The 23,420-nt window shown below is 61.4% G+C and carries 29 protein-coding genes; 14 read left to right on the top strand and 15 right to left on the bottom strand.

Annotation, left to right across the window (positions count from 1 at the left end; translation table 11 throughout):
- Positions 1-67 precede the first annotated feature (67 nt).
- Both GNX95_RS41075 and GNX95_RS41080 read left to right on the top strand, forming a co-directional pair.
- A complete protein-coding gene (locus GNX95_RS41075) occupies positions 68-616 on the top strand; it encodes a hypothetical protein (protein ID WP_163513565.1) in 549 nt (182 codons plus the stop codon).
- Positions 613-1,044, top strand: a complete 432-nt coding sequence (locus GNX95_RS41080; protein WP_163513566.1) for a hypothetical protein — start codon at positions 613-615, stop codon at positions 1,042-1,044. Before GNX95_RS41075 ends, GNX95_RS41080 begins: the two co-directional genes overlap by 4 nt.
- Positions 1,045-1,074: 30 nt before the next feature.
- On the opposite strand, the gene GNX95_RS41085 is transcribed toward GNX95_RS41080, so the two are convergent.
- Positions 1,075-1,971, bottom strand: a complete 897-nt coding sequence (locus GNX95_RS41085; RefSeq protein ID WP_163513567.1) for a hypothetical protein — start codon at positions 1,969-1,971, stop codon at positions 1,075-1,077.
- Between the two features lie 399 nt (positions 1,972-2,370).
- On the opposite strand from GNX95_RS41085, the gene GNX95_RS41090 reads away from it, so the two are divergent.
- Positions 2,371-3,042 (top strand): hypothetical protein, encoded by a 672-nt coding sequence (locus GNX95_RS41090; protein WP_163513568.1) that lies wholly within the window; start codon positions 2,371-2,373, stop codon positions 3,040-3,042.
- Between the two features lie 29 nt (positions 3,043-3,071).
- Here the strand turns inward: GNX95_RS41090 and GNX95_RS41095 are convergent, their stop codons facing one another.
- Positions 3,072-3,332, bottom strand: coding sequence for a hypothetical protein (locus GNX95_RS41095; RefSeq protein ID WP_163513569.1), 261 nt, complete (start codon positions 3,330-3,332; stop codon positions 3,072-3,074).
- Positions 3,333-3,774: 442 nt separating this feature from the next.
- Here GNX95_RS41095 and GNX95_RS41100 point away from each other — a divergent pair, with 442 nt between their 5' ends.
- On the top strand, positions 3,775-4,992 hold the full coding sequence (locus GNX95_RS41100; RefSeq protein WP_163513570.1) for a class I SAM-dependent methyltransferase: 1,218 nt from the start codon (positions 3,775-3,777) through the stop codon (positions 4,990-4,992).
- A 47-nt stretch (positions 4,993-5,039) separates the two neighbouring features.
- Positions 5,040-6,662, top strand: coding sequence for a hypothetical protein (locus GNX95_RS41105; protein ID WP_163513571.1), 1,623 nt, complete (start codon positions 5,040-5,042; stop codon positions 6,660-6,662).
- Here GNX95_RS41105 and GNX95_RS41110 read toward each other — a convergent pair.
- Positions 6,659-7,225 carry a hypothetical protein gene (locus tag GNX95_RS41110; protein ID WP_163513572.1) on the bottom strand — a complete coding sequence of 189 codons (567 nt, stop codon included), beginning with the start codon at positions 7,223-7,225 and terminating at the stop codon, positions 6,659-6,661. The two genes, GNX95_RS41105 and GNX95_RS41110, sit on opposite strands and share 4 nt — an antisense overlap.
- Positions 7,226-8,245: 1,020 nt before the next feature.
- On the opposite strand from GNX95_RS41110, the gene GNX95_RS41115 reads away from it, so the two are divergent.
- From GNX95_RS41115 to GNX95_RS41125, 3 genes are all read left to right on the top strand, one after another.
- A complete protein-coding gene (locus tag GNX95_RS41115) occupies positions 8,246-8,884 on the top strand; it encodes an Lsr2 family DNA-binding protein (protein WP_222854311.1) in 639 nt (212 codons plus the stop codon).
- A 72-nt stretch (positions 8,885-8,956) separates the two neighbouring features.
- Entirely contained in the window at positions 8,957-9,199 is a 243-nt protein-coding gene (locus GNX95_RS41120; protein ID WP_163513573.1) for a hypothetical protein, read from the top strand.
- A 20-nt stretch (positions 9,200-9,219) separates the two neighbouring features.
- Positions 9,220-9,543 carry a hypothetical protein gene (locus GNX95_RS41125; RefSeq protein ID WP_163513574.1) on the top strand — a complete coding sequence of 108 codons (324 nt, stop codon included), beginning with the start codon at positions 9,220-9,222 and terminating at the stop codon, positions 9,541-9,543.
- Positions 9,544-9,613: 70 nt separating this feature from the next.
- Here the strand turns inward: GNX95_RS41125 and GNX95_RS41130 are convergent, their stop codons facing one another.
- Positions 9,614-9,826, bottom strand: coding sequence for a hypothetical protein (locus GNX95_RS41130; RefSeq protein WP_163513575.1), 213 nt, complete (start codon positions 9,824-9,826; stop codon positions 9,614-9,616).
- Between the two features lie 251 nt (positions 9,827-10,077).
- Positions 10,078-11,397: an antirestriction protein ArdA gene (locus GNX95_RS41135; protein WP_163513576.1), complete on the bottom strand. Its 1,320-nt coding sequence runs from the start codon at positions 11,395-11,397 to the stop codon at positions 10,078-10,080.
- A gap of 96 nt (positions 11,398-11,493) precedes the next feature.
- On the opposite strand from GNX95_RS41135, the gene GNX95_RS41140 reads away from it, so the two are divergent.
- The gene (locus GNX95_RS41140) at positions 11,494-12,075 is read left to right on the top strand and encodes a hypothetical protein (protein ID WP_163513577.1); all 582 of its coding nucleotides are present in this window, start codon (positions 11,494-11,496) and stop codon (positions 12,073-12,075) included.
- A 2-nt stretch (positions 12,076-12,077) separates the two neighbouring features.
- Here the strand turns inward: GNX95_RS41140 and GNX95_RS41145 are convergent, their stop codons facing one another.
- From GNX95_RS41145 to GNX95_RS41175, 7 genes are all read right to left on the bottom strand, one after another.
- On the bottom strand, positions 12,078-13,391 hold the full coding sequence (locus GNX95_RS41145) for a tyrosine-type recombinase/integrase (protein WP_163513578.1): 1,314 nt from the start codon (positions 13,389-13,391) through the stop codon (positions 12,078-12,080).
- A gap of 65 nt (positions 13,392-13,456) precedes the next feature.
- The gene (locus GNX95_RS44590) at positions 13,457-13,720 is read right to left on the bottom strand and encodes a helix-turn-helix domain-containing protein (RefSeq protein WP_222854312.1); all 264 of its coding nucleotides are present in this window, start codon (positions 13,718-13,720) and stop codon (positions 13,457-13,459) included.
- A 99-nt stretch (positions 13,721-13,819) separates the two neighbouring features.
- Positions 13,820-14,167, bottom strand: a complete 348-nt coding sequence (locus tag GNX95_RS41155; RefSeq protein ID WP_163513579.1) for a helix-turn-helix domain-containing protein — start codon at positions 14,165-14,167, stop codon at positions 13,820-13,822.
- Entirely contained in the window at positions 14,133-14,357 is a 225-nt protein-coding gene (locus tag GNX95_RS41160) for a hypothetical protein (RefSeq protein ID WP_163513580.1), read from the bottom strand. Before GNX95_RS41160 ends, GNX95_RS41155 begins: the two co-directional genes overlap by 35 nt.
- Positions 14,358-14,641: 284 nt before the next feature.
- Positions 14,642-15,058, bottom strand: coding sequence for an SHOCT-like domain-containing protein (locus GNX95_RS41165; protein ID WP_163513581.1), 417 nt, complete (start codon positions 15,056-15,058; stop codon positions 14,642-14,644).
- Between the two features lie 11 nt (positions 15,059-15,069).
- Positions 15,070-15,330, bottom strand: a complete 261-nt coding sequence (locus GNX95_RS41170; RefSeq protein WP_163513582.1) for a hypothetical protein — start codon at positions 15,328-15,330, stop codon at positions 15,070-15,072.
- A complete protein-coding gene (locus GNX95_RS41175) occupies positions 15,327-15,689 on the bottom strand; it encodes a DUF2089 domain-containing protein (protein ID WP_187369765.1) in 363 nt (120 codons plus the stop codon). Before GNX95_RS41175 ends, GNX95_RS41170 begins: the two co-directional genes overlap by 4 nt.
- Positions 15,690-15,807: 118 nt before the next feature.
- On the opposite strand from GNX95_RS41175, the gene GNX95_RS41180 reads away from it, so the two are divergent.
- Together GNX95_RS41180 and GNX95_RS41185 are read left to right on the top strand one after the other, a co-directional pair.
- On the top strand, positions 15,808-16,416 hold the full coding sequence (locus GNX95_RS41180; RefSeq protein ID WP_163513584.1) for a TetR/AcrR family transcriptional regulator: 609 nt from the start codon (positions 15,808-15,810) through the stop codon (positions 16,414-16,416).
- A complete protein-coding gene (locus GNX95_RS41185; protein WP_163513585.1) occupies positions 16,413-17,774 on the top strand; it encodes a phenylacetate--CoA ligase family protein in 1,362 nt (453 codons plus the stop codon). Before GNX95_RS41180 ends, GNX95_RS41185 begins: the two co-directional genes overlap by 4 nt.
- Here GNX95_RS41185 and GNX95_RS41190 read toward each other — a convergent pair whose 3' ends face one another.
- Both GNX95_RS41190 and GNX95_RS41195 read right to left on the bottom strand, forming a co-directional pair.
- Positions 17,775-19,127 (bottom strand): glycosyltransferase, encoded by a 1,353-nt coding sequence (locus tag GNX95_RS41190; RefSeq protein ID WP_163513586.1) that lies wholly within the window; start codon positions 19,125-19,127, stop codon positions 17,775-17,777. It abuts the gene before it with no gap.
- Positions 19,124-19,279, bottom strand: a complete 156-nt coding sequence (locus tag GNX95_RS41195; protein ID WP_163513587.1) for a hypothetical protein — start codon at positions 19,277-19,279, stop codon at positions 19,124-19,126. The genes GNX95_RS41190 and GNX95_RS41195 overlap by 4 nt, the downstream gene beginning before the upstream one ends.
- A gap of 517 nt (positions 19,280-19,796) precedes the next feature.
- Between GNX95_RS41195 and GNX95_RS41200 the strand changes: the two genes are divergently transcribed.
- From GNX95_RS41200 to katG, 3 genes are all read left to right on the top strand, one after another.
- A complete protein-coding gene (locus GNX95_RS41200; protein WP_163513588.1) occupies positions 19,797-20,039 on the top strand; it encodes a hypothetical protein in 243 nt (80 codons plus the stop codon).
- A 99-nt stretch (positions 20,040-20,138) separates the two neighbouring features.
- Positions 20,139-20,570 (top strand): Fur family transcriptional regulator, encoded by a 432-nt coding sequence (locus tag GNX95_RS41205; RefSeq protein ID WP_163513589.1) that lies wholly within the window; start codon positions 20,139-20,141, stop codon positions 20,568-20,570.
- Between the two features lie 51 nt (positions 20,571-20,621).
- Positions 20,622-22,805 carry a catalase/peroxidase HPI gene (gene katG / locus GNX95_RS41210; RefSeq protein ID WP_163513851.1) on the top strand — a complete coding sequence of 728 codons (2,184 nt, stop codon included), beginning with the start codon at positions 20,622-20,624 and terminating at the stop codon, positions 22,803-22,805.
- A 43-nt stretch (positions 22,806-22,848) separates the two neighbouring features.
- Here the strand turns inward: katG and GNX95_RS41215 are convergent, their stop codons facing one another.
- Positions 22,849-23,382, bottom strand: coding sequence for a MarR family winged helix-turn-helix transcriptional regulator (locus GNX95_RS41215; protein ID WP_222854313.1), 534 nt, complete (start codon positions 23,380-23,382; stop codon positions 22,849-22,851).
- Positions 23,383-23,420: the final 38 nt, after the last annotated feature.

Genomic DNA, 23,420 nt, shown 5'->3' on the forward strand with positions numbered 1-23,420 from the left:
TTGGTGGGGTTTGCGCTGTTTTCGAAGTTGTAACCCTACGCACTATCTTGATGGCACACTGCTAACCATGATCTTCGAGCCGGACGACATCGCGAGGCTCCAGCGCATCACCAAGCGCGGCAAAGACCACCTCCAGGCACCGGAACGCCAAGACTGGGCCAGGCGGTGTTCGAGCGACCTGCAAGAGCACGTCCCGTGGGTCTGGTCAGAACGGCGGCAGGCATGGATACAGAAGACGTGCATGAGTGCCATGGTGCTGACTGACGCGGCTGGCGTGGAGCACCGGATGGTGATGGCCAGCGCTCGCGGCGTGATCCCCAAGGAGGTCATGCCGTACCTCAAGGCATGGGGTGCCACGGTCGTACCCAAGGATGGCGAGCGCAAGCACGCCGAGATCCGAGGTGTGGACTACGTCGAGGAGATCGGCGGCACGCTGCATGCCATTGGGGCCGGGCTGGATGTCTGCGATCCGTGCGACGACCGGGTTCGTTCCAAAGGCATCCGGCCCAGTACGTTGACGCAACGCGACCGAGCAGCCAACCGCGGCACGATAGCCGGACTGACACCGGGCTACCGGACACCTGACCAGGGACCAAAGAAGGGACCACGCAAGTGAGCAACAACCGCCTTGAGCTGGTGTCGGCCGATCTCTGGAAGCAGCTCGCCGCTGCGGGAGAGTTCAAGCAGCACCAGGTGGCCGAAGGGGTGTTTGCCATGGCTCTTGAAGGCTGCCACGTCGCACCCGAGATCGTTGAGAGTGTGCGTCGAGCTGTCTACGGACAGCAGACCGGCGATACACCCATGCGCCAGTGGTTGAAGCAGATGGCCGACCAGGCGACGGCTGCCGAGCTGGACGCCGAAGAGCTCGACGACGACAAGACTGCTGCGGATCTGCACTGGCGAGCTGCGCGCCTGTACGAGGTGGCGTACTGGGTACTCGATCCTGACCGGGCTGAGGGTGCGGGCGAGGCGACGTACGAAGCAGCGCAGTTGCTTGATGAGGGCACGGTGTTGAGACGGGTACGCCAGGTCTTGGCAAGCTAACGCCTGCCTGAGAACGCATAAATCCTATGGTCACGTCAACGGTTGTACTGACTGATCGCGCATGAAGGCGTATCGATGCTTTGCCGTCTGCTTGTTGCCAACGCCGCGGAACTCACCTCTGGGTGACGCTTGCACGATCAAGTGCTTGGTCACACGTTCGCCGTTTATTCGTTGTTGAATATCGAACTCAAGATGCCACTCGATATAGCCTGTGCCGTTGTGCGGGATAGCCACGATGGCGTACGACTGGTTTGGCTCCACTCTGACGTTCCGAATAGAAAAGTATGACCGTTGCGCCTGCTTCTGCTCAAAATCGCTCGTGAATTCGCATGGAGTGTTTTGGTCGCAGATAAAGTGAGCCGGGGAATAGTTTCTGCTCAGGTCGAAGAGGAGGCTGGCTGCCCCGCCATCTCCACCAAGAGAGTGGTCAACAAGTGAGGCCGCAAAGGTACGCGTCTCACGTCTTGTTATGCGCGCATACCCAGCCGTAATAATGATTGGCTGGCTTTGCGGATTGAAGAAGGTAACCTTAACAGCGCCCACTGTCGGCAGGCCGCCAAGACGTCCCATCGCGCGCGAGCGCACCGTTAAGCTTTCTTCGGGGGACTTCTCTGGCTGCCGAAAATCGGCCTGCATCGCAGCCTGCATCTGAGCACGACTCGGCTCAATCGGAAAGAAGTACGGGTCGCTCAATGACGCATCAGCCGAATACATAATGTCGTCCTCGGTGAGGTCATTAACCTTTTGGCCAACGATTGTGGCCACGACTCCCATTGCGAGTGCCGTCAAGTTCGTGACGATCCAAGCACCGACTAGTAACAGTACCTTTTTAGTGCGCTTCTTTGGGTCTGTTGCCTCTGACTCACCTGGAGGCACCTGTGATGCTGGCGATTCGTCGTCTCCCGTGCTTGGTTGTTCGTCGACCATGGTGATTCTTCTCCTCCGGGTCAAGGGTCTATACGTCGCTCGCCAGTTTGTCGAGGAGGAACCTGCTGAACAGGGCATGTCGCACCTCGGTCAAGTAGCCAGTATTGAGGAGCATCCGTCGGCGGTCGCGCGCGTCTGGGGATGGTCGCATCATCGGCGGCTAACGCTGTCCAGCCGGATGAGCTCCGCGAAACTTATTTACGAGGCGTCTTACCTGTCTGGTCTCTACCCGTCACGAGTCCGGGACCTTGGACTCCGGTGGGCTGACTAGTCGGGTCGAATTGAGTCGATCTTCAAGTCAACCCTCCGCGACAGAAGCGTGACGGCGAGAAAGCTAGGCCACGTAGACCAGAGGACTGAGCTGGATCAACAGCTCGCACAAGTCGTCAGGAGCCGATCGTGACTTGGGCAGATATCTCGCTCGTGCTCGGCATCGTTCTTGCCGTAGCAGGCATTGCGGCGACAGTGATCTACGGGCGCCGTGCGCTCAGACCACCTCAACGACAGCTCCGCTGGAGCTATGAATCGACACGTCTATTCGCGCTACAACATGTAGGTCTAGGCCGCCGGATACGAGTCTCGGTGGGAGATAAGGAGGTCCGCGATCCACATTTATTGTTGCTGACATTATCTAACGTCGGTCGTCGTGATGTAGACACAGACGCTTTCGATAAAGAAAGGCCGATCGTATTCAAAGTTGTCCGCGAGACCAATACGCCCGAATATAGTGGCTATGGAAAGGAGCCGTCAGAGCCGGTCGCTATGCTGGGTGCCGACTACCGCTATGGCTCCGCGCAGCCAAGCCTAGAAATCGAAGAATCAAAGATCAAGATTGCCCCTGAGTTACTCAAGGCCAATGAGAGGTGGGCGGCACGCTTGCTAACGAGTGGAGCATCAGAAATCTACTTAAGCGAAGAGCACCTAATCGACACGACCATCTTTCAGTTGCGACGGCCATCTCCACCGCGCATTTTTAGGAACCCGTGGTGGCCCACCATAGGACTAGCCCTAACGGGTCTATTGCTCGGCTTTTTGATAAACGAACTGCTACATGCTCTTCGGGTCGTCTAACACGCTTATGCGCGTTCGACCTGTTGCGGTCATTGCTGTATGCTTATTCGCCGATCAGGCGCAACACGCCAAACCGTAATCTCGCATGGTTTATCCCCGAAGTTCTGGAACTGGTAGAAGAGGATGTAGACCCTACCGTCTCCGAGTTTGGTCGCATGGTGGGTCACGACGTGCGGCGCATGCTCGCCGTAGTGGATGCTGAACTTCGGCTCAGGATCAGCCTCTTTATACTCGCCCAGTTCAGCCTTGTGCATGTCATGGGGCTGTATAACGAAGTGGGCGGCGATCATGTCAGCTTCGTCTTGTGTAGCGGTGTAATTCATAAGCAATGGTCTCGATTACGTTGCTGTTTCGAATATCTCGTGCAGTTCTTCTGGAGGTTCCGAACATCTATAGGATCGTCGGGCGGGTCACCTATCTGGCCTCACCGTGCCGTATCTTGTACGAGCCGGTGGACTTCAAATTGCGACCCAGCTGGCTTATAATGAATGCAGGCGTTTAGCCTACTTGCCTCTGAGGCGTTCCCTATGCGCTTAGAGGCGTATTACATTTGAGTGAGATGGTATTGAATTACCATCATAGAAATGTTACGGTTGGTAACAGGAACATTATTGTTCGAGCGAGTTTCGACGCTCAATTTAATGGTACGGTTGGCAGTCGGATCTTGTCAATGGCAAAATAAGTCCTGGGCAGATACATCCCTGTTACGCCTGGGGATAAAGTGAACTACGCATGCAATACTTCAGAAATATCGACATCGTCAAAGACTACCGCGTGGACGAGTCCACGGTTCGTAAGTGGATTGGCCGCGCTCGCGAGGGCAAGCTCGACCTGACGCTGCATAAGCAAGGGGATCGAGAGTACATAGCGAACACGGCCCAGAACATCGCAACCATGAAGGACTTGGTCGAGGGCAACCGGAAGTTCCGCAATACCAAAGCGGCTAAGGTCGTGACGCCGCGGCCGGAGTTCTACAAGCTCTACAACCAAGCACAGATCTACGACATCGTGGCCAACCTTGAGTTGCACCATGAAATACCACGTCAGTACAACTACTTTGACGGTGGCGCAGAGAGCTGGGATGTCTATTCGGCCAAGCTGGCAACAGAAGATACGCCGAACCTAGTGAACAGTACTATCGGCCTGCTGGAGAAGAACGAGAGCTATATCGATGATCTACTGAGCCAGTACAAGCGAGTCAACGTCGTAGATGTCGGTGTCGGCAACGCCGTACCCGTGAGGGACTTCCTCACGCGCCTCGCCGCACGTGGTGTACTCGGTCGCTACGTCGCGATCGATATCAGCGGTGAGATGCTGGCTATCGCCGAACGCAACATCAAGGAGTGGTTCGGCGGCACGGTGCCTTTCGAGGGCCACCAGCTCGACATCAACTACGACCGCTTCGTGAACATCCTCGCAGAGGAGTACCTCCAGAAGGATGCCGCCGATACCGTCAACCTCGTGCTGATGCTTGGCGGCACACCGTATAACTTCCGCGATCCTGACGGCGTCTACAAGGTGGTGCACGACAGCATGCACGTGAACGACTTCCTGATTCATACACAGAAACTCGACTCTGACGCCACTCGCCGGTACTTCGACTTCAACCTTGATCCGGGCAAGCCGGTGTTGCCACCGATCCATCGCCTGGTCGTTGACCTGTTGAACATCGACGAAGACCTGTACGACCTGGAGCTGGGGTACGAGCATGGCCAGCGTTTCGAGCGCATCCGGCTGAAGGTCGCTCTGACGATCAAGTTTGAGTTTGAGCACGGCGAACGGATCATTCACTTCAGTAAAGGTGAGGCGATCCTCGTTTGGCGCTTCTGGCAGCAAGTCGCATTGGATGTCGCCAAGCAATTCGACCGCAACGACTTCTACATCCTCCATTCGAGCCAGACCACAGACCAGGAGTACATCCTGACTGTCTCGCGAGCCAAGGCTGAGTAGGCCGAAAAGCTATAGGGCATGCTGAAGGCAGGTCGTATCATTTATAGATGGAACAGGACGACGTGCGTGCGGGCTTCGAATCGCTTGGTCAGCAGGCGTGGAGTACCGTCTATGACAGTTGGTATGAATCGGGCGTTGGGAATCGCAGTATCTATACGGTCTTTGCCGATCCATCTAGGCGCGAAGCCGCTATGGCCGAGCCGACCTGGGACGTAAGCATCGGAGACTACCGACCCGGGTTTGTGCAGCACTACACAGCTGGCGAACGGACTACCGAGTACGACGCCGGAGGTGAGGAAGACGGCTTCCGGCCGCTTGTGCTCCGACGCAACTTCGATGGCATTGTGCCGTCCACGCTCGAGATAATCGAAGAATTTCGACTGTTTCACAATCTCTACTGGGACGCAGCATCGCAGCAGTTCCTGAAGCTAGCCACTGGTGGAACGCTCGACGCAGCGATCAAGATGTCTGATGACCGTGTTGAGGTTCGCACTAGCCTATTGCGGCAGTTTCAGGCCGCCCGTCAGCTGGACTTCTACTTCTTGATCGCATCAGTTCACTTAGGTGCCGAAGGGATGCAACCGCCGGACCAGATTACGTGGCGAACCGAGGTACTACATGTGGAGCGGCAGTCGTCGCGTGACGGCTTTATGGTCGGAGGACAGCCGTATACACGGTACGTCGGCAAGAAGGTCTTGCCAGCGCCACCGGTGGAAAAGTCAGGCATATGGCCCTACGAAGAGCCGGACAACTACTTCCCGGATTTCATCATCGACGTTGACGAAGACGGCCAGAACGTTCGCCACACGTGCAACCCGGATGCCTTGGCCAACAACTTCGGCAGCAACCCGGATGCGCCGCACTACCTGACTCCAGTGCACTTCAGGAAGGACGTGCTCCAGAAGTACTACGAACAGCCTGAGTTGTACACCGTCGAAGATGGTTTGCTGCGGTGCGCAGGACTCTGGCACGTCGAGATCGACAACAGTGCGGAGGAGAGCGTAGTCGTCTTCCTTGGCGACCTCGGACGTGACCTGCCCAAAGTGGAACGTGACTACTGGCGAAGCTACAACATTGCACCGTCGTCACCAGTGAGCGAGACACTGATTCGTCGCGCCTTCCTGGCACAGTTTGTAGAGCCGATTGCCGATGACCTACGTGTCCGGTCGGCCTATATTGCCCTAGCAAAGGCATGGCGCGAGCGGTATGGGTGGGACCTATACAAGGAGCCAGAGGCTGCCGACGCGGGCTTGCTCCAACGTCTACGCATCCCTCTCAATGAGTCACAGACCGAGTTTGAGGGCAGTATCCTCATTATGACCCTGCTGATGGTCGACGCGCTGAACGAAACCCAAATCAAGAAGCTTCTGACGGAGCGCCGTGATAATGAACGAGGCATCTCAAAGCTGGAGCGGTGGCTGAAGCAAGAGGGCTATCCGCACGTCGACCGTGACATACCATTCCTCCGCAGTCTCCAGGAGGTGCGCTCGAAGATCGCGGCACACCGCAAGGGTAGCGACTACGAGCAGGTGCTTACGCGCAACTTCGGGCAGCTCCGCGGTAGCGCGGCTGTGAAGATCCTGTTCGGCGCGGCACTCACGATGCTGACGAGCTTGCGAGAGTGGGTCACGACAGCCGATGAAGGTCGTGAGGAACCGGCCGACGACTAACCCAACGGCGGCAAGCCGTTGTCTCGACAGTACCGAACCATCGCTCGCATGAGTGCGACAGTCAGCTGCTTCATGAACGCCTCGTCTGGCGGCCGGAGCCGGTGGACGGTACTGCCACTGCCGAACTGCCAGGCGGCCAGATTGAGTTTGTCCTCCGGGATCACGACCTGAAGGCGATTGGCAGTGTACTCGGTTTGCGACTCGCATATGCGGTAGATAGACCAGGCGGTGTTTTGCTCGACCAGCATGGCGTGTGGGCCGTTTAGCGGGAAGCGCAGCTCTAGTGTGTCGTAGTCATAGCGCTTCTTGAACGGTCCTCGTTTGCCATGCGTGACCTTGCCCGTAATGATATTGATGACGGTATAGGGCCATGCCTTCTGGCGGTTGACGTGGTTGACAAACTTGTGGATCTTCCGATTGATTGCATGCAGCGCCGGCGTCAGGTCTCTGACGGATTGTTCCCAGTCTTTGACCTTTTGCTGCTCCTTAATGGCTTCCTGTGCTGCTCTGTTCTCTTCTTCGTCCAGCTCGCGTTCGAGGTCGCGCCAACTTGGGTCCGGCATCTCATCACTCTCTTGGTCGGAAGCACGCGTTAAATATTCATTGCTCTAGTATGCGCATCTGAGTCGTCATCTGCGCCGTTCAAGCGTCTTCCGCAGTTCGGAGCGACGGCGAAGGTACCATCGTGCACGTGGATTCGTGACCAAAGCGCGGAGCGTCGTTGGATACAACCCTCGTCGACCCAGGCGCTTGATCATCCCAGTATCGATCTCTCGCGCCCATCTCCAACCGCGGGCATCGGCGAACTCGATATACATCGGCGCTCGTCGCTGCGGTTTCTTACCCAGGTGCATACTGCGAACAGCGCTGCCTCCGGGCTCGATCACGTCGGTAACGGGGTAGGGCTCAAGACCGTCGTCGTGGCCTTCGCCTACCCATTGGCCAGCGTAGCCAGTGACCTGAGTTATTGGCCGGTCCGACGCGTTATGTACCCGCAAGTCGACTGTCTTGCCATGCTCGTTGCTCCCGTAGTTTTGTAGCGTGCAGGTAACGAGCGCCGCCTGCTGAAGTTCCGACGTGCGGCGATCGCGTAAGAGGATGTAGAACCCAAGCAATAGCGATCCGCCAGTCAGTACAGCGCTGAGCCACTGCGGGATGTTTCCCCATCGGTCGACGGGTGGTTGCGCGGCCACGGCTAGGATCGTTGCTAGGATGCTCGACACGCTAGCTCCAGTTGTCGAGGAATGATGTATCGCAAGGCGTGATCGTAGGCTCTGTGCGACGCAAAGCGGTATCGGCTAGCTGGCCCTGCTTGCCAGTCCTATCGGATGCATGGTGGTGTCGTAATGCCCATGGCATGAAAAGACCGGCATCGGCGTTCGGTCGAAACCTTAGGCCTATCCGGTCATGGTGATAGCGCTATTGTAGCAGGCTATGTATTGGACGATCAAGTTTGACTTGTCTAATAGGCATCTTTGCGTAAAACTTAATATATAGCAATGCTTATACATCAAATATCCCCGACTCCACTCCAGCCGACCGTACTGTACCTATCGACAGCTTCGGGCCGTTCTCCTAATAACGTGCTGCGATTGATCGAGTCGGCGGACGGATGGGACGGTGAGATAGGGAGTATGATTGCGAAGTTTCTGCGCGAACTATCTGAGCATGACTTCGAGCTTATGACGCTCTACCTGCTATGGTCGGAGACTGGCCATACCCGTACCGAGCAGGTTGGCTCAATACTGTCTCGTCACAAACCTTTAGAAGTCGTTGTGGCTTGCGATTCGGCATTCACGGAGTCATCACCGAGCTTGGCCGAGCTGGAGAGGCGACTACCGAACCCGTACCTATATTCGTCTGAATACGATGCACGCAGTGCTTGGCTGCGGTCGCACGCCAGCATTGAGCAGCTGGTTCGTCTTGCCGTCACATCAGGTCATGCAGAGCTGCTTCCGGACCAACCAGAGAGTTCCGCACGGTGGTCAGATGTCAGAGACTACATCTTGCTGGAGACGGTCGGTAAACTCGTAGTGGAGCTGAAGCCTGAAGACCTGCGTAGCGCATGGCAACAGGTTTTGGACGAGGAGGCCGTCTCGTCACCCTCGCTGGCGGTTGCTGAGGTTCGGGCCTGGGCTGTCGCTCGTGGGATAAGGGTTAGCAAGCGTGGCCGCGTGTCACGGCAGGTGATGCGCCAATATCAGGCGGCCGTGGCTAGCTGAATCCAGCGCTGTCAGCCATCCGGCATATGTCCATTGAACTTGCTGCCAACCAGGCGCATAATGAGAACTACTATGACTCAGGAAGAACTATTCGCCGACCTCAAACAGTTCATCGCCACGACTGTGTCGCAGCAGGTGTCGGATGTGAGAGAAGACATTAGTCGTCTCGGCGAAAAAATAGAGCAGCTCAAAACGGATGTTGACGAGCGCCTGGATGTAATCCAGGAAGCCATTGGTGAAGCCCAGGAGCGCAACGAAGCTAAGTTCGATGACCACGACCAACGCTTGCGACGGCTGGAACAGCGGCCAGCGTAGAGCCCGTCGTGATAGGCCATATGCACGCCCTGCAAAGCATCGAAGATTTGAAGAAAGTCGCAGCCAACACGCGTGATGCGCCGGCATTTCTCGATCTCGCGGAACGTGCGACTAACTATGTCATGACGCACTGGGAGGAGCGCGAACACGTTGCACGAATCATGGCCGGTGTATGGATGTCGCTACCCGCCACCGACCGATCACCTGCCCTCGATGAGATAGGCGGCGCATTTGCCGACCTGGAGCTACCAGACGCGCACATCCACCTTACTGAGGGAATGACAGTACGAGGCCGCTGGGCGCGTCTGGCCGCAGAAATACATGCCGGTCGTAGCTTCATCTAACGTTCAGTGGTAGGCAGTTTTGACAGACATGCCCAGGTCTGTTGAGCCGACGAACTACGCCGCACCTGGTTTACCCGTAGGGATTCTCCAAGCTGTTGTCGACCACGACCTCGCCACCCGGCTCACGCAGATAATCGGCGTTGAGTCCGTCGTTGGAGGCAATGTGGCCGTGTCCGTCGCCAGGCGTGTTGCCGTTGCTGCCACCCCACAGGGCCTCCACGCGGTCGCCGGTCTCCTTGACTCGCGCGTCCTCGCCGTCGAGCTTGCCGTCGTACCATCCCATATGTTGTCACCTCCCTCCGTACCTCTAGCCCACAAACTTCGGAGGCTTGGCTGATGGGACTTGGAAGAGCGACGCCTCGTGCAATGCAGGCAACCGCTGCTTCACGTCCGAGGCTATGCCGGTTGGGGGGCGAATGAATCCACTGTCACGTCAGCCGTCGCCGACAACTATGCAAAGAGGAAAGGGACTTTGGTCACTGGTACGAGATGGATGCCGCAGAGCTTCGACGATTATACTGGCGATCTTGCGGTCTATCCCCGCGCATCAAATACCAGCACCCTGCCGCTATCCGCATCAATGACGTGCAGTCCTTGGTTCCATTCTTCGGCAACGCCCGTGGTATCGAGCTTGACGTACCGACGTAGATCTTCCGGTATGACTGCCAAGGCTTGCTCCAGCTCCGTGTAGAAGCCAGTTTCACTGAGGATGTACTCGACGTAGCCCTCCAGCGAGTCGTACTCGCCCTCAAAGTGATCTTGGAAGGCTTCATCGGTCAATAGCTCCTCGTCGGTCTCACCCACGTATCCAACCCAGTGGGCGAACGCCTCGCCATGGGTTGCGATACCGCGGGCGATGCGACTCACTGCGGCGAACGAGGCGTACTCGTCCAGCTCAAAACCGCAGAAGTCACTGTGATCCAGGATTGCCCATTCTTCGGCATCAGCGTGGTAGCCGTTGCGGAGGATGAACTGCACCGCGTCATGCAGCTCGTCAGGTTCGAGGGTGGCATCGAGCCAGGCTCCGTGCAGCTCACCGTCGTTGTAGTCGCTCAGTGAACCGACCCAGACTTGCGGTGTGTGGCCGCTGCTGCTGGCTACCTCGCTCCGGCTCGTGGTGGCCTGCTCAAAGGCGTCGTACTGGCGCTCAAGAGTTTCCCAGTAGGTGTGGAGTTCGTCGTCGGAGTCGGTCTCCCAGGAGTGGCGCTGTCCGTAGTTGTTCTGCCCGATCACGTAGCCGCCGGTACGGTCCTGGTGGCGGATGAGGCGGAACCACCCCATGGTCGGCATGCTCAGACCGTCGTCAGCCTCCAGGAGGAAGAGGTCGTCCAGATCGGATGTGGCTTCGTCCTCGACATCGTCGGGTCGCCACCGGCTGGCATCTGTCCACGGGAAGGAGTCAACCTCGTCCCTAGCTGGGTCAATGACCGTGGCCACCTGGCCGAGGGTCGTCACCGCGGCTGCCGAGATGCGCTCAATCAGCTCAGCGCGGTCTTGGGCTTCGGCCAGCTCGACCCAATCGGCTACGGCGGCCTTGCTCGGTCGGTTCAGGCAGTAGGCGCCAAGCCAGTTGACCCACCACTGCACACGGGGCTCCAGGTCGTCATAGCCGGCAGTGAGTTCGTTGTGGATAGCCTCGGAGATTGCGCCAGTCGAAGCCAGGCTGTACATAGCCGAGGCTTGCCCCTCGTGTAGTTGAGAGGCAATGTAGCGGGCCGTACGGTCGTCTATCTCGTTGCTGTCACGTAAGGCCCGACCGATGCCTTCACGGATGACCCGTTCGTCGTAGCCTTCGTCGGGTGGGATGGCGGTTAGGTAGTCGTGTTCACCTCCTGGTGTTGGTGTTCGTTCCATACGTAATCCTCCTATTTAGTTGTTTAGGCACTGAGTACCGTCTGCTGTCCGAATATCTGATCGACGGGCAGTACGGTTGGTGTCATAGTTGTTGACATGGATGACAAGTACGTGCAGCAGCTACGAGCCAAGCTCGCGCCGGACACGGTCATCGCAACGCTGATTCGCGCAAGCTGCTTCTTGTCTGCCTACGAGCTGATCAAGTCCGAAGTACTCGAAAAAGTGCATGACTTTTTCTTGTGCGGCTTCGAGGGCGATACGTTCCTCTACGATGAGGCGTCATACCAGCGGGCGGTGGCTAGCCGCGACAAAAACCCGTTCAAAGCGTCCTGTGCTTGGCTCGTCGAGATGCAGGGCCTCACGGTTGAGCAAGTCGCCACCTTGGAGGACGTACGGCAACACCGGAACGAAATTGCGCACGAACTGCCGAAGCTGCTAACTGATCCAGACTTTGAAGTCCGTTTCGACTTGCTCCTGGCGGCCGCCGAGTGTGTCCGCGTCCTTGGCGTTTTCTGGGGATCGATCGAGGTTCAGACGGACCCTGACATCGCCATGGAGGATGTCGACTTTGAGGGTATCAAGTCCGGGCCGTACCTCCTGATGGAGTACCTTATTTTGATCGCCAGCACGGCCGGTGAAAAGACACCGGAACCTGAGGGCAAAGAACCCGCAGGTTAGCCTTAGCGGTTCGGCAAATTGACGGCAAAATTGACGGCAACGCAGCCTAACAACCACTGCCATCGACGCTCATTTGACAACAAATTGACCTCTGTAAATCGTCCAGTTTCACCCTTCGGGAATGTCCTGAAGAGCCTTGTGTCCCCAGTTCGAGTCTGGGAGGAGCCACCACTGTTATTTGTGGTATTGCCAACAACGATTTGATGCCTCTGCCGGTAGAATTGCCGGCAACGTACGCTGCCAGTGCCACGCGCAAACAACCGGCCCTCGACCATTTCGAGGGCTTTTTGTTTGCTGTCTAAGTCAACGTGCTGGTAGATGCCAGTCGTCCGAATGTCACCATGTCCCAAGATGGCTTGGATGTCACGGGCATGCACATCCAGATTCTTCTGCGCGGTCGCATTGCTGTGTCGTAGTCCATGCAACGTGATACGTCGCAACCCATGCTGCTGCTTGCAGATCCGCAGGAACGACCGAGCCAGATTATGCGACTCAAGCGGCCGGCCCGTCCGCGTCGTAAAGACCAGTTCGTCGTCACGGCCAGTGCCTTGCCAATCGGGTCCAACCTCGGCCCGACACACGGCTTGAGCCGCACGTTGCTGTAGCAGGGCCGCACGTGCTGTTGCCAACAACGGTTCATCCCGTTCACTGGAGTCGGTTTTGAGTTCGACTTGGCGCAGCTGGCCACCTATGCGTTGTATCTGCTGGCGGATACGGAGGATGGCGCGGTCAAAGTCCACGTCGCACCACCTGAGACCAAGCACCTCACCGCGGCGTAGGCCGTACAGTGCCAGCAGCACGAAGGCAGGAAAGAGAGGATCAGGACGAGCAGCTTCGAGAAAGCGGCTTGTCTCGTCAGGTGTCCAATAGGCGGCTTCTCCTGGTCGATAGCGGGGCAGCTCAACCAGCCGGGCGACGTTGCGCAGCAGTAATTCCTGGCGCATAGCGTAGGTCAAAGCCGCGCTCAGCACCTTACGTATCTGATGAATTGTGGCAATGCTGGTTCCGGTCGCATGCAGCTTGTCGAAAAATTCCTGCACGATCCGTACTGTCAGGCCATCGAGTCGATAACGCCCAAGACCTGGGTTGAGGTAGAGACGGGAAATCGACTCATGTCGTTGTCGGGTGAGTGGTCGGCGCTTTTCCCGCTCCAGCCAGTAGTTCAGGTAAGAGCCCACTTTCCAGCCTCGCTCAGCCAGCAAGATCCCTTGTCGAGCTGCCTCTACCTTCTTGTCGAGCTTGTCACGAGCTTCTTGTCGTGTTCGGCCGTAGACGCGGATTCTTTCCCGGATACCGTTCGACAGAAGTAGGGTCATGGCGGCTTCGTAGCGGCCATCTGCCCGCTTGGAGATTGATCCCTCCCCGTTTGCTCGTCGTGCCATTAGGAGATGTCTCCGGTGCGCGACTGCGCGATGAACTCATGGAGCGCAGCTACCGGGATCAGTCTGCGCCGGCCAATTGTGACGGTTGAGAGTTGCTGTGTCCGGATGAGCTGGTAGAGACTCCACCGGCTGATTCGTAACGCACGGCATGCTTCGGCCACGGTCAGCACCAGCTCGGGGCCAGGCTCCGGCTCCCGCATGCTGCGAGCTGCCGCTCGCCAGAACCACTGCGGCTGGTGTGTCGCTGTTACAGCAGTGAACATAGATCACCTCCTCTCTGTTCGGTTGATGTTTAGGAGAGCTACTGCCCTCCCTTGGCGTGACCACCGTCGTGTGGTGACCACGGCCAAGGGAAGTCGGTATCAGCTAGCTAGTGACTCGCGGTGTTTGCGCAGCAGGCGCTTGACGCTACTGAGCGATATGCCGTACTGCTTGGCGAGTTGCACCTTGGGTGTGCCCGCCATGAAGGCTGCGATGAGCAGCCGTATCTCATCCTCGTTGAGGCGGTCAGCGACGCGCCATAGCTGGGGACTCCGGCCAGTCGAGCTGACGGTGGGTGCATCCATGCCCTGTCGAGCTTGGGCCTCATGGAGTTGCTGCGCCGTGCTGACCAGGGTGTTTGCGAGGTCCGGGTGGTTGGAGTAAGCCCCTACAAGCTCCACCCATTCCCGCAGGTCAGAGCCGGTTTGCCGGCCTGCCGCGCGGTGCATTCACCCCGTTGTCGGGGCCGAGCTGGTGGGTTATGTCGATGATCGTTTGGAACGCCAGTGCCTTGCCGGTCAGGTGATCGACCCGCCGTTGATCCCCTCTCGTGCGTGCGGCGTGGAGTTCCTGCGTGGCGTCCAGGCGTGCCTGCACGATTTGGCGGCGTAACGCCACCATTTCGCCGATGACGCTCACCGCGCCGCCGCCACGAAGGTCCGCAGGTCAGCCGGCGCGTATCGCTGACCCGGTGGAGTGGGTCGTCTCGGCTGGTCGTCCAACGACCGCGGATTGATCCCGGCCGCCGCCAGTACCGCTTCGGCGCTTGCGCGGACATCGCAGGGCCAGCAGTCTCCGCACGCGCGGCACCAGACTCAGCGAAGGGGCCGCTCGTGCGAGCGGCCCCTCCTGTATGTGGCTAGACTCGAAAGTGGCAGTTCAGTGGTGTTCTCGAGAGGGTGTTCGCAGCACCCTCTTGAGGATCACTCGCAGAAGATCCGCACCTTGGCATCGGGCTGGTCGACCTCCACGGTCACGTCGTCGAGATGTTCCACCAGGTCCTCAAGCTGCTCCGGCTTGAGCTGCGTCAGGTCCATCGGTACGCCCGACTTCACCAGCCCCGCGTTGGCCTGCTCCAGCGCCTGTGGCGGCACCAGCGCCGCCAGTCGTACGCCGGCGCGCAGCAGCTGCAGTGGTACGCGGATGTTGACCCGGCCGGGTTCGCCGTTGTCGATGTTGTCCACGACCACCCGTAGATACTTGGCTCTGGCCTTGGTCACCGTGTCGACGGCGGCCGGCGGCTGGTCGCGCTCGAGCGCGGCGATGAGCTGGTCGGCCTCGGTCGCGGTGAGCTTGCCTTCGGCGAGCATGTCGAGGATGTCTTTACGTTGTTCGGTCATCGAAATCTCTCCTATCTGATGGTTGTGACCACGGCGGTGCCGTCCTGCTCCATGGCAAACTGCGTGCCGGGCAACGCCGAGACGAAACGCCAGCCGGTGCCCAGAGCACGCAGCACGCTGACGCGGTAGATGACGCAGGCCACGGCCGCCACCAGCACGGCCAGGACCACGATCGGTGCGAACACCAGGACCACCGGCACGACCGGGACCCAGATCCGGATCGGTCGACCGGTGCGCCGTTTGACGCGTACGGTCACCAGTTGCGGCATCATGAGCGACCCTCCAACTCCGACAGTGCCTGCTGCGCGGTGAGCTCGCCGCGGCGCAGCCGGGCGACGACGTCGGCCTGTGAGGGCGCCGGATCGGTCTCGACGAAGTCGAGTTGCTGGCCGATCCGGTTGAGCCGCGACTTGATCGTCGGATAGCTCACCCCGAAGATCCGTTCCATCTCCTTGATCGAGCCGTGCGACCGTACGAACGCGGTGACGAAGACCTGGTCCTCGACGTTGAGCTGAGCCAGCTGCGGCAGCTCGAACTCGCCTTCTATCGCGACGCCGTTGCCGGCCAGCCGCACGCGCTCCACGACGAACGGCTGACCGCGGGTCAGGTTCGTGAGTTCCTTCCAGTCCATATCCAAAGTTGTACGCCATCAGATCTTAATTTTCAAGATGTCGATCTTGAAAATATTGAAGTCGCTTATTTTCGCACTCTGGATTATTCTATTGACTGGAAGTTCTCGGGAGGTGTCGATGGACTCGCGGCGAGCCCGCAAGAAGCTGTTGACCAGGCAGAAGATCGCCGACGCGGCGATCGCGCTGTTTCTCCGGCAGGGCTACGACGAGACGACGGTGGCGCAGATCGCAGCCGCGGCAGACGTCGACCCGAAGACGTTCTTCAACTACTTCGGCAGCAAGGATGAGGTCGTCTTCGCCGCCGACGCGTACGACGACCCGCTGGTCGTGCGCGAGCCCGACGAGACGCCGGGTGAGTGGCTGGTCCGCGTCATCGACGGCTACGACGAGCGGTTCGTGCCGGCTCGGCCGGCACCGGATCCGGCCGGGCAGGCGGCGCTGTCCCGGCTGATCCTGACCACACCGGCGTTGCAGGCAAAGCTGCAGTCACTGCTGCACGACCTCCAGCGCCGCCTCGCCGACGCGTTGGCCGCGGAGTTTCCGGAGCTCGACGAGGTGACCGCGGCCGCGATGACCGGGTCGCTGGTCGGCGCGCTCTACCAGGCCGCGTTGGTGGCCATCCAGCGCGGCCGGTCTCGCCAGGAGGTACGCGACGCGACCCGGCGCGCTCGCGACATCGCCCTGCACGGCCTCATGAACACGGGCAACGGAAAGGGAAAACCATGAGCGACCTCGCTCGCGACGCGCGGCGGGCTCTGCGCGAGGGCCCCGACGGGATCGCGCGGCGACAGCGCACCAGGTTGGCCGAGATCGTCGCGTACGCGCGCCAAAACTCGCCGTTCTATCGCGATCTCTACCGCGGCCTGCCGGAAAACGTCGAGGACGTGACGCTGCTTCCGGTGGTGGACAAGAAAATCCTGATGGCGCATTTCGACGACTGGTCGACCGATCGCGAGGTCACGCGAGAAAGGGTCGAGGCGTTCATCGCCGATCCCGAGCTGGTTGGCCAGCGTTTCCTTGGCAAATACCTGGTCGCCAGCACGTCCGGCACCACCGGCGTACGCGGCCTGTTCCTCAGCGACGGTGAGTACGCGCGCGTGCATCTCGCGCTTGGATCGCGGGCAACCAACGACCTGGGACTCGGCGGAGCGCTGCGCGTGCTGACGCATGCCGGACGTACGGCGGTCATCGCGGCGACCGGCGGCCATTACTACTCCGCCGCGTCGGTCGCACGGTTTCGCCTCGACCATCCGCGTCTCGGCCGGATCATGAAGGTCTTCTCGATCGACCAGCCGCTGCCGGAGCTGGTTGCCGGCCTCAACGACTACGACCCGGCCAGCGTCGCCGGTTTCCTGACCCTGCTCACGACGCTCGCCGGTGAGCAGGAGGCCGGCCGGCTGCGGATCCGTCCGGCGGTGCTGATGCCTGGCGGCGAGACCGTCACCACCGAGGCGCGTCAGCGGCTCGCCACCACCTTCGGCGCGACCGTCCGGCCGGCGTACATGGCGACCGAGTGTTCGTTGCTGGCGCTCAGTTGTCCGCACGGGTGGTATCACGTCAACGCCGACTGGGTCGTCGTCGAGCCGGTCGACGCCGACCACCGGCCGGTGCCGCCGGGGGAGCCGTCGCACACCGTGCTGATCAGCAACCTGGCCAACCGCGCGCAGCCGATCCTGCGCTATGACCTCGGCGACAGTATGGTCGTACGGCCCGACCGGTGCGAGTGCGGCAGTCCGCTGCCGGCCGTCCAGGTGCAGGGCAGGGCCGCCGATCTGGTCACGCTGCCGGCTGCCGGCGGCGGATCGATTGGCCTGTCACCGATGCTTTTCGGCGTACTGCTCGACGGCGTGGCCGGCGTCGAACGCTATCAGCTGGTGCAGACCGCGCCGGACCGGCTGCGCGTACGGTTGCGGCCGGTGGCCGGCGCCGACAGCGACCAGGTGTGGCGGGCGGTATGCCAGAAACTGGCTCGGCTGCTGGCCGAACAGCGCGTCGCCGGGGTGGCGCTGGAGCACGGCGACGAGGAGCCGGAGCAGGCGAGCAGCGGCAAGGTGCGCCGGATCATCCCGCTCGCCAAGGCCTGATCAGCCGCCGCTGGTGCCGAGCGACACCTCGACCTTCTTGCGCGTGCCCCAGCTGCCTTTTCGCAGTGTGCACAACGAATAAAGCCGCAGCGGCAGCAGCACGACGATGTGCATCAGGCCGTACAGCGGCGCCACCAGGAAGGTCCCCAGCCGCTCGGTGCGGCTGAATCGCTCGCCCGGCATGCTCGGAGTTTGCCAGTATCGCACCGATCGCGCATACGCGAGGACCGCGATGTAGACGATGTAGGTCCACACCAGCGCCGTACGGCCGGTCTGCAGTGGCACCACGGTGAGGGCGGACAGCAGCATGGCGGTGAACAGGACCCAGCTCGCCAGCTCGATGGCCGACAGCCACATCGCCGGCCGCGCCGGTGTCAGGTGGGTGATGGCCCAGATCGACTCGCGCCAGAAGGACTTGTTCCAGCGGATTTGTTGGCGCACATAGTGTCCGACGCGTTCCGGCACGGCGGTCCAGGCGACCGCCGACTCCTGCAGCTTGACCCGGCCCTCCAGCAACGCGTAGTTGGTCAGCCGCCGATCGTCGCCGAAAACCGCTGGCTGGCCGAGAAAACGCTGGTTGAGAAAGTCGTTGAGATATTTGCGTACGACCCAGCCTCGATAGGCCGACAGGCTGCCGCAGCAACACAACACCGACCCCAACCGGCTGTACGCGGCGCGTTCGGCCAGGAACGCGGCCGCGTAACGCAGGTCGATGAGCGCGGTCAACACGTTGCGGCGGCGGTTGCTGGCCAGCACCAGGCCGGTCATGCCGGTCACCCTCGGGTCGGCGAACGGCAGCCTCGCCTGTGCCAGCGCGTCCGGCGCGAGCAGCGTGTCGGAGTCGACGCAGACGAAGAAGTCGGCCTCCGGATGCCGGCCGAAGCCGTACGCCAGCGCCTCGCGTTTTCCTTTGTTGACAGGCTGTTGGTGCACCTCGTACTTGATGCCGGCGGCGGCCATCGCGGCCGTCCAGTCCAACGCGCGCTGAAAGCCGTCCTGGCTGCTGGAGCCGTCGTCGACCGCGACCACCGCGGACGGCGGCTCGGTTTGCTCGGCCAGCGAACGCAAACAGCGCTCCAGCATCGCCGGATCCTCGTTGTAGAACGGAACGACCGCGACCCAGGTCGCTTTTCGCAGCTCGGCACGCTGTTCCGCGGTCGCGGTGGCCGGCCGGTGGTCGGCCGACATCACCAGCTTCACGCCGAGGAAGGTCATCACGATCAGGCCGTACGCCGACAGGTTGTGCGCGCCGGTGACCAGCCAGTGCACGGCGGTCAGGCCGGCCAGCAGGCCAAAGACGAGTAACGGCAGGAGATTGCGGCGGTGAGCGCGGTGTAAGGCGCGTCGACTCACCGAACTCCTCGCTTCCGTCCGATCTGGATCAGCACCAGTCCGGTGCCGACCAGCGTCACGGCGGCGATGGCGAGCAACGGCATGGCGGAGGCGAGACCGTCGGCCAACTGGACGGCCTGCACGGTTGCGGTGGTGGTCGCGGCGAGCGGCACGAAAGACCCTCCCGTGGACGAAAAGTATCGTCTGTCGCCGACCGGCAACAGAACGTATTAATCGGTTAGAGCGTGCGCTTCACCGCCGAAAGGTACTTGTCGTTCGCAACCACGGCAATGATCCGTAAAGTGCGACAACCTGTTTACCTAGGTATAGGTAGTGACCGTTTTTGTCCGGTCACGTACGAAATGCGGCGGCCGTTACTAACAAGTCGATGAGAATTAATGCCAAACCTGAACGAAGCGGTCAGCGGAAATTCATCTGCCGATCGAGCCGTCGCTGGCAGGTTTTTGCCATTTGCCTTACACGTTTGCTGACGTTTGGTAAACGCCGAGTCGCGGCGTGACCTGTGTCATGAGTGGCATCAGCCGACTGAGTAGTGCGTACGACCGGCCACGCGTGACATCGCCGGGCCGCCTCCGCCTGGATCCTCGGCCGCCCTGAACGACTGGCCACCAGTCTAATCTCCGCGTATCATGGGAAAACAGGACTAATCTGCACGGAAGGGGTTAAGTCATGACCAGCCGGAACGGCAGGCATCGGCGGTCCGACCGAGACCTCGGGGTCGACCTCGAGATCGACCTGCGGTCGCCGCGGCTGAGCCAGTACGACGGCCGCTACGGCGACCCGACTCCGGCGGCCGACTCCGCCAGCGAGGCCTCCATCGAGCTCGCGGCCCTGCGCAGCACGTCCGCCAACGAGCTCGCCGTCGAGGCCAGCGCGCGCCGCTACGCCGGCAACGCCAGCAGCGGTCTCTGACCAAACGTCCAAGAGGGTGGCGCTTGATCGCTCAAGCGCCACTTTGGCATGCGCGTCAGATCTTGATTCATTCAAGAAAAGGGTCCACACTTACCGGTTGTGACCACCACGGCCGAGTACGAACGCCTGCTGCGCGAGGCCTCGCTGCGGGTGACCCGGCCGCGGGTGGCCGTGCTGGCGGCGGTCTACGCGCATCCGCACGCCGACACCGACTCGATCATCGGATACGTACGAGACGACCTCGGTGAGGTCTCTCACCAGGCCATCTACGACGTGCTCCGGGCGCTGACCAACGCCGGCCTGCTGCGGCGCATCCAGCCGGCGCACTCCGTCGCGCGTTACGAGTCCCGGGTCGGCGACAATCACCACCACATCGTGTGCCGATCGTGTGGTGCGGTCGCCGACGTGGACTGCGCGGTCGGCGGGGCTCCCTGCCTGACCGCCTCCGACGACCACGGCTTCCGGATCGACGAAGCCGAAGTCATCTACTGGGGCCTGTGTCCCAACTGTCTGCCAACCCGCAGTTCCTGAGCAACCGGAAGGAAAGTCGTGTCTGACAAACCCGACGCAGAAGTCGGCGAGATGAACGTGGAGAGCGCGGGTGGCTGTCCCGTATCGACCGGACGCTTCAGCCATCCCACCGAAGGCGGAAGCAACCGTGACTGGTGGCCCAACCGGCTCAACCTCGCCATCCTGCGTAAGCACTCGCCGGCGTCCAACCCCATGGGTGCCGACTTCGACTACGCGGCCGAGTTCAAGACGCTCGACCTCGACGCTCTCGCGCGTGACGTCGACGAGGTGCTGACCACCTCGCAGGACTGGTGGCCGGCCGACTTCGGCCACTACGGCGGCCTGATGATCCGGATGGCCTGGCACAGCGCCGGCACGTACCGGATCGACGACGGCCGCGGCGGGGCCGGCGCCGGCATGCAGCGGTTCGCGCCGCTGAACAGCTGGCCGGACAACGGAAACCTGGACAAGGCGCGCCGGCTGCTGTGGCCGGTCAAGCAGAAGTACGGCAGGAAGATCTCGTGGGCCGACCTGCTGATCTTCGCCGGCAACCGCGCGCTGGAGACGATGGGTTTCAAGACCTTCGGCTTCGCCGGCGGCCGCGTCGACGCGTGGGAGCCGGACGAGGACGTCTACTGGGGTCCGGAGCGTACGTGGCTCGGCGACGAGCGCTACACCGGCGACCGTGACCTGGAAAAGCCGCTCGGCGCCGTACAGATGGGCCTGATCTACGTCAACCCGGAAGGCCCCAACGGCAACCCGGACCCGCTGGCCGCGGCGCGCGACATCCGCGAGACTTTCCGCCGGATGGCGATGAACGACGAGGAGACGCTGGCGCTGATCGCCGGCGGCCACACCTTCGGCAAGACGCACGGTGCCGCCGACCCCGACCGCTATGTCGGCGCCGAGCCGGAGGGTGCGCCGATCGAGGAGCAGGGCCTGGGCTGGAAGAACAGTTTCAACAGCGGCAAGGGCCGGGACGCGATCACCAGCGGCCTGGAGGTCACCTGGACCTCCACGCCGACGCGGTGGGGCAACGGCTTCCTGGAGAACCTGTTCAAGTACGAGTGGGAGCTCGACCACAGCCCGGCCGGCGCGAGCCAGTGGGTGGCCAAGGGCGGCGCCGGCGCCAACACCATCCCCGACCCGGAGACCGGCGAGCTGACCCGGCCGCCGACAATGCTGACGACCGACCTGGCGCTGCGCTTCGACCCGATCTACGAGCCGATCGCGCGGCGGTTCCTGGAAAACCCGGACGAGTTCGCCGACGCCTTCGCGCGTGCCTGGTTCAAGCTGACGCACCGCGACATGGGCCCGATCCAGCGCTACCTCGGCCCGCTGGTGCCGCAGGAGGAGCTGATCTGGCAGGACCCGGTGCCGGCGGTCGACCACGAGCTGATCGGCGACGAGGACATCGCCGCGCTCAAGGCCACGATCCTCGACTCCGGCCTGTCGGTCTCGCAGCTGGTGTCGGTGGCGTGGGCTTCCGCGTCGACGTTCCGCGGCAGTGACAAGCGCGGCGGTGCCAACGGCGCGCGCATCCGGCTCGAGCCGCAGCGCGACTGGGAGGTCAACGAGCCGGACACCCTGGCGACCGTCCTGCGTACGCTCGAAGGCATCAAGGAGTCCTTCGGAAAGAAGGTCTCGCTCGCTGACCTGATCGTCCTCGGCGGCACCGCCGCGGTGGAGAAGGCGGCGAGGAACGCCGGCCTGGACATCCAGGTGCCGTTCACCCCTGGCCGTACGGACGCGTCGCAGGAGCAGACCGACGTCGAGTCCTTCGCGCCGCTGGAGCCCACCGCCGACGGTTTCCGCAACTATCGCGGCAAGGGTCACCGGCTGCCGTCGGAATACCTGCTGCTCGACCGGGCCAACCTGCTCACCCTGACCGCGCCGGAGATGACCGTGCTGGTCGGCGGCCTGCGCGTACTCGGCGCCAACTTCGGCCAGTCCAAGCAGGGTGTGTTCACCTCGACGCCGGAGTCGCTGACCAACGACTTCTTCGTCAACCTGCTCGACATGCGTACGGAATGGAAGCCGACGTCCGAGGACGCCGAGTCCTTCGAAGGCCGCGACCGCACCACCGGTGAGGTCAAGTGGACCGGCAGCCGGGTCGACCTGATCTTCGGGTCCAACTCCGAGCTGCGGGCCGTCGCCGAGGTCTACGCCAGCGACGACGCGAAGGAGAAGTTTGCCAACGACTTCGCCGCCGCGTGGGTCAAGGTCATGAACCTCGACCGCTTCGACCTGGTCTGATCTTCCGGCAAAGGGCCGGCCGGGCGTTGTCCCGGCCGGCCTTTCAGTCCGTACGAAGCGTGTCGGTCTTGGCGGCCGGGCCGAACTCCTCCTCGAACCGCGCCAACACCTTGCGCAGCAACGGATTCAGCGCGGCCAGCTCCGCATCAGCCAGCGCTGAAGAGAAAATCTCGTGCTCGGAGTCGGTCCGCCGCTTGGTCGCCGCGCTCCATTTCCGGTGACCTTTCCTGGTCAGCCGCACCGGCCGGCTGCGGCCGTCGGCGGCCGCGATCCGCTCGACCAACCCGGCACGCTCCAGCCGGTCCAGCCGCACGCTGATGGTGCCGGAGGTGACCCCGAGCCGGTCGGTCAGCTCTTTCGGTGTGAGCACATGCGGCCGGCCAGAACGGTGCAGCACCGAGAGGGCCTGCCAGTCGCCGGTGGTCAGCTCGTACGCGGCCGCCGCCTGCCGGAGCACGTGCTCGAACTGGCGGCCGATCCGGGCGATCCGCTGCCGCGCGGCCTCGACCTGCGGGTCGACCCCGGCCGGCATGGCCGCGATCCAGGCGTCCAGCTCCGCGTCGACCGAGTCAGCCACTCGCACTCCCTTGATACTCAAGCTATATTGATTTGAGT

It is taken from the genome of Fodinicola acaciae (assembly GCF_010993745.1).
Taxonomy (GTDB): domain Bacteria; phylum Actinomycetota; class Actinomycetes; order Mycobacteriales; family HKI-0501; genus Fodinicola; species Fodinicola acaciae.

Excerpts from the sequence above, each read along its gene's own strand:
- GNX95_RS41075 (WP_163513565.1), top strand. The coding sequence starts at position 68 with ATGATCTTCGAGCCGGACGACATCGCGAGGCTCCAGCGCATCACCAAG.
- GNX95_RS41085 (WP_163513567.1), bottom strand. The coding sequence starts at position 1,971 with ATGGTCGACGAACAACCAAGCACGGGAGACGACGAATCGCCAGCATCA.
- GNX95_RS41095 (WP_163513569.1), bottom strand. The coding sequence starts at position 3,332 with ATGATCGCCGCCCACTTCGTTATACAGCCCCATGACATGCACAAGGCT.
- GNX95_RS41100 (WP_163513570.1), top strand. The coding sequence starts at position 3,775 with ATGCAATACTTCAGAAATATCGACATCGTCAAAGACTACCGCGTGGAC.
- GNX95_RS41105 (WP_163513571.1), top strand. The coding sequence starts at position 5,040 with ATGGAACAGGACGACGTGCGTGCGGGCTTCGAATCGCTTGGTCAGCAG.
- GNX95_RS41110 (WP_163513572.1), bottom strand. The coding sequence starts at position 7,225 with ATGCCGGACCCAAGTTGGCGCGACCTCGAACGCGAGCTGGACGAAGAA.
- GNX95_RS41120 (WP_163513573.1), top strand. The coding sequence starts at position 8,957 with ATGACTCAGGAAGAACTATTCGCCGACCTCAAACAGTTCATCGCCACG.
- GNX95_RS41125 (WP_163513574.1), top strand. The coding sequence starts at position 9,220 with ATGCACGCCCTGCAAAGCATCGAAGATTTGAAGAAAGTCGCAGCCAAC.
- GNX95_RS41130 (WP_163513575.1), bottom strand. The coding sequence starts at position 9,826 with ATGGGATGGTACGACGGCAAGCTCGACGGCGAGGACGCGCGAGTCAAG.
- GNX95_RS41135 (WP_163513576.1), bottom strand. The coding sequence starts at position 11,397 with ATGGAACGAACACCAACACCAGGAGGTGAACACGACTACCTAACCGCC.
- GNX95_RS41140 (WP_163513577.1), top strand. The coding sequence starts at position 11,494 with ATGGATGACAAGTACGTGCAGCAGCTACGAGCCAAGCTCGCGCCGGAC.
- GNX95_RS41145 (WP_163513578.1), bottom strand. The coding sequence starts at position 13,391 with ATGACCCTACTTCTGTCGAACGGTATCCGGGAAAGAATCCGCGTCTAC.
- GNX95_RS44590 (WP_222854312.1), bottom strand. The coding sequence starts at position 13,720 with ATGTTCACTGCTGTAACAGCGACACACCAGCCGCAGTGGTTCTGGCGA.
- GNX95_RS41155 (WP_163513579.1), bottom strand. The coding sequence starts at position 14,167 with ATGCACCGCGCGGCAGGCCGGCAAACCGGCTCTGACCTGCGGGAATGG.
- GNX95_RS41165 (WP_163513581.1), bottom strand. The coding sequence starts at position 15,058 with ATGACCGAACAACGTAAAGACATCCTCGACATGCTCGCCGAAGGCAAG.
- GNX95_RS41170 (WP_163513582.1), bottom strand. The coding sequence starts at position 15,330 with ATGATGCCGCAACTGGTGACCGTACGCGTCAAACGGCGCACCGGTCGA.
- GNX95_RS41175 (WP_187369765.1), bottom strand. The coding sequence starts at position 15,689 with ATGGACTGGAAGGAACTCACGAACCTGACCCGCGGTCAGCCGTTCGTC.
- GNX95_RS41180 (WP_163513584.1), top strand. The coding sequence starts at position 15,808 with ATGGACTCGCGGCGAGCCCGCAAGAAGCTGTTGACCAGGCAGAAGATC.
- GNX95_RS41185 (WP_163513585.1), top strand. The coding sequence starts at position 16,413 with ATGAGCGACCTCGCTCGCGACGCGCGGCGGGCTCTGCGCGAGGGCCCC.
- GNX95_RS41200 (WP_163513588.1), top strand. The coding sequence starts at position 19,797 with ATGACCAGCCGGAACGGCAGGCATCGGCGGTCCGACCGAGACCTCGGG.
- katG (WP_163513851.1), top strand. The coding sequence starts at position 20,622 with ATGAACGTGGAGAGCGCGGGTGGCTGTCCCGTATCGACCGGACGCTTC.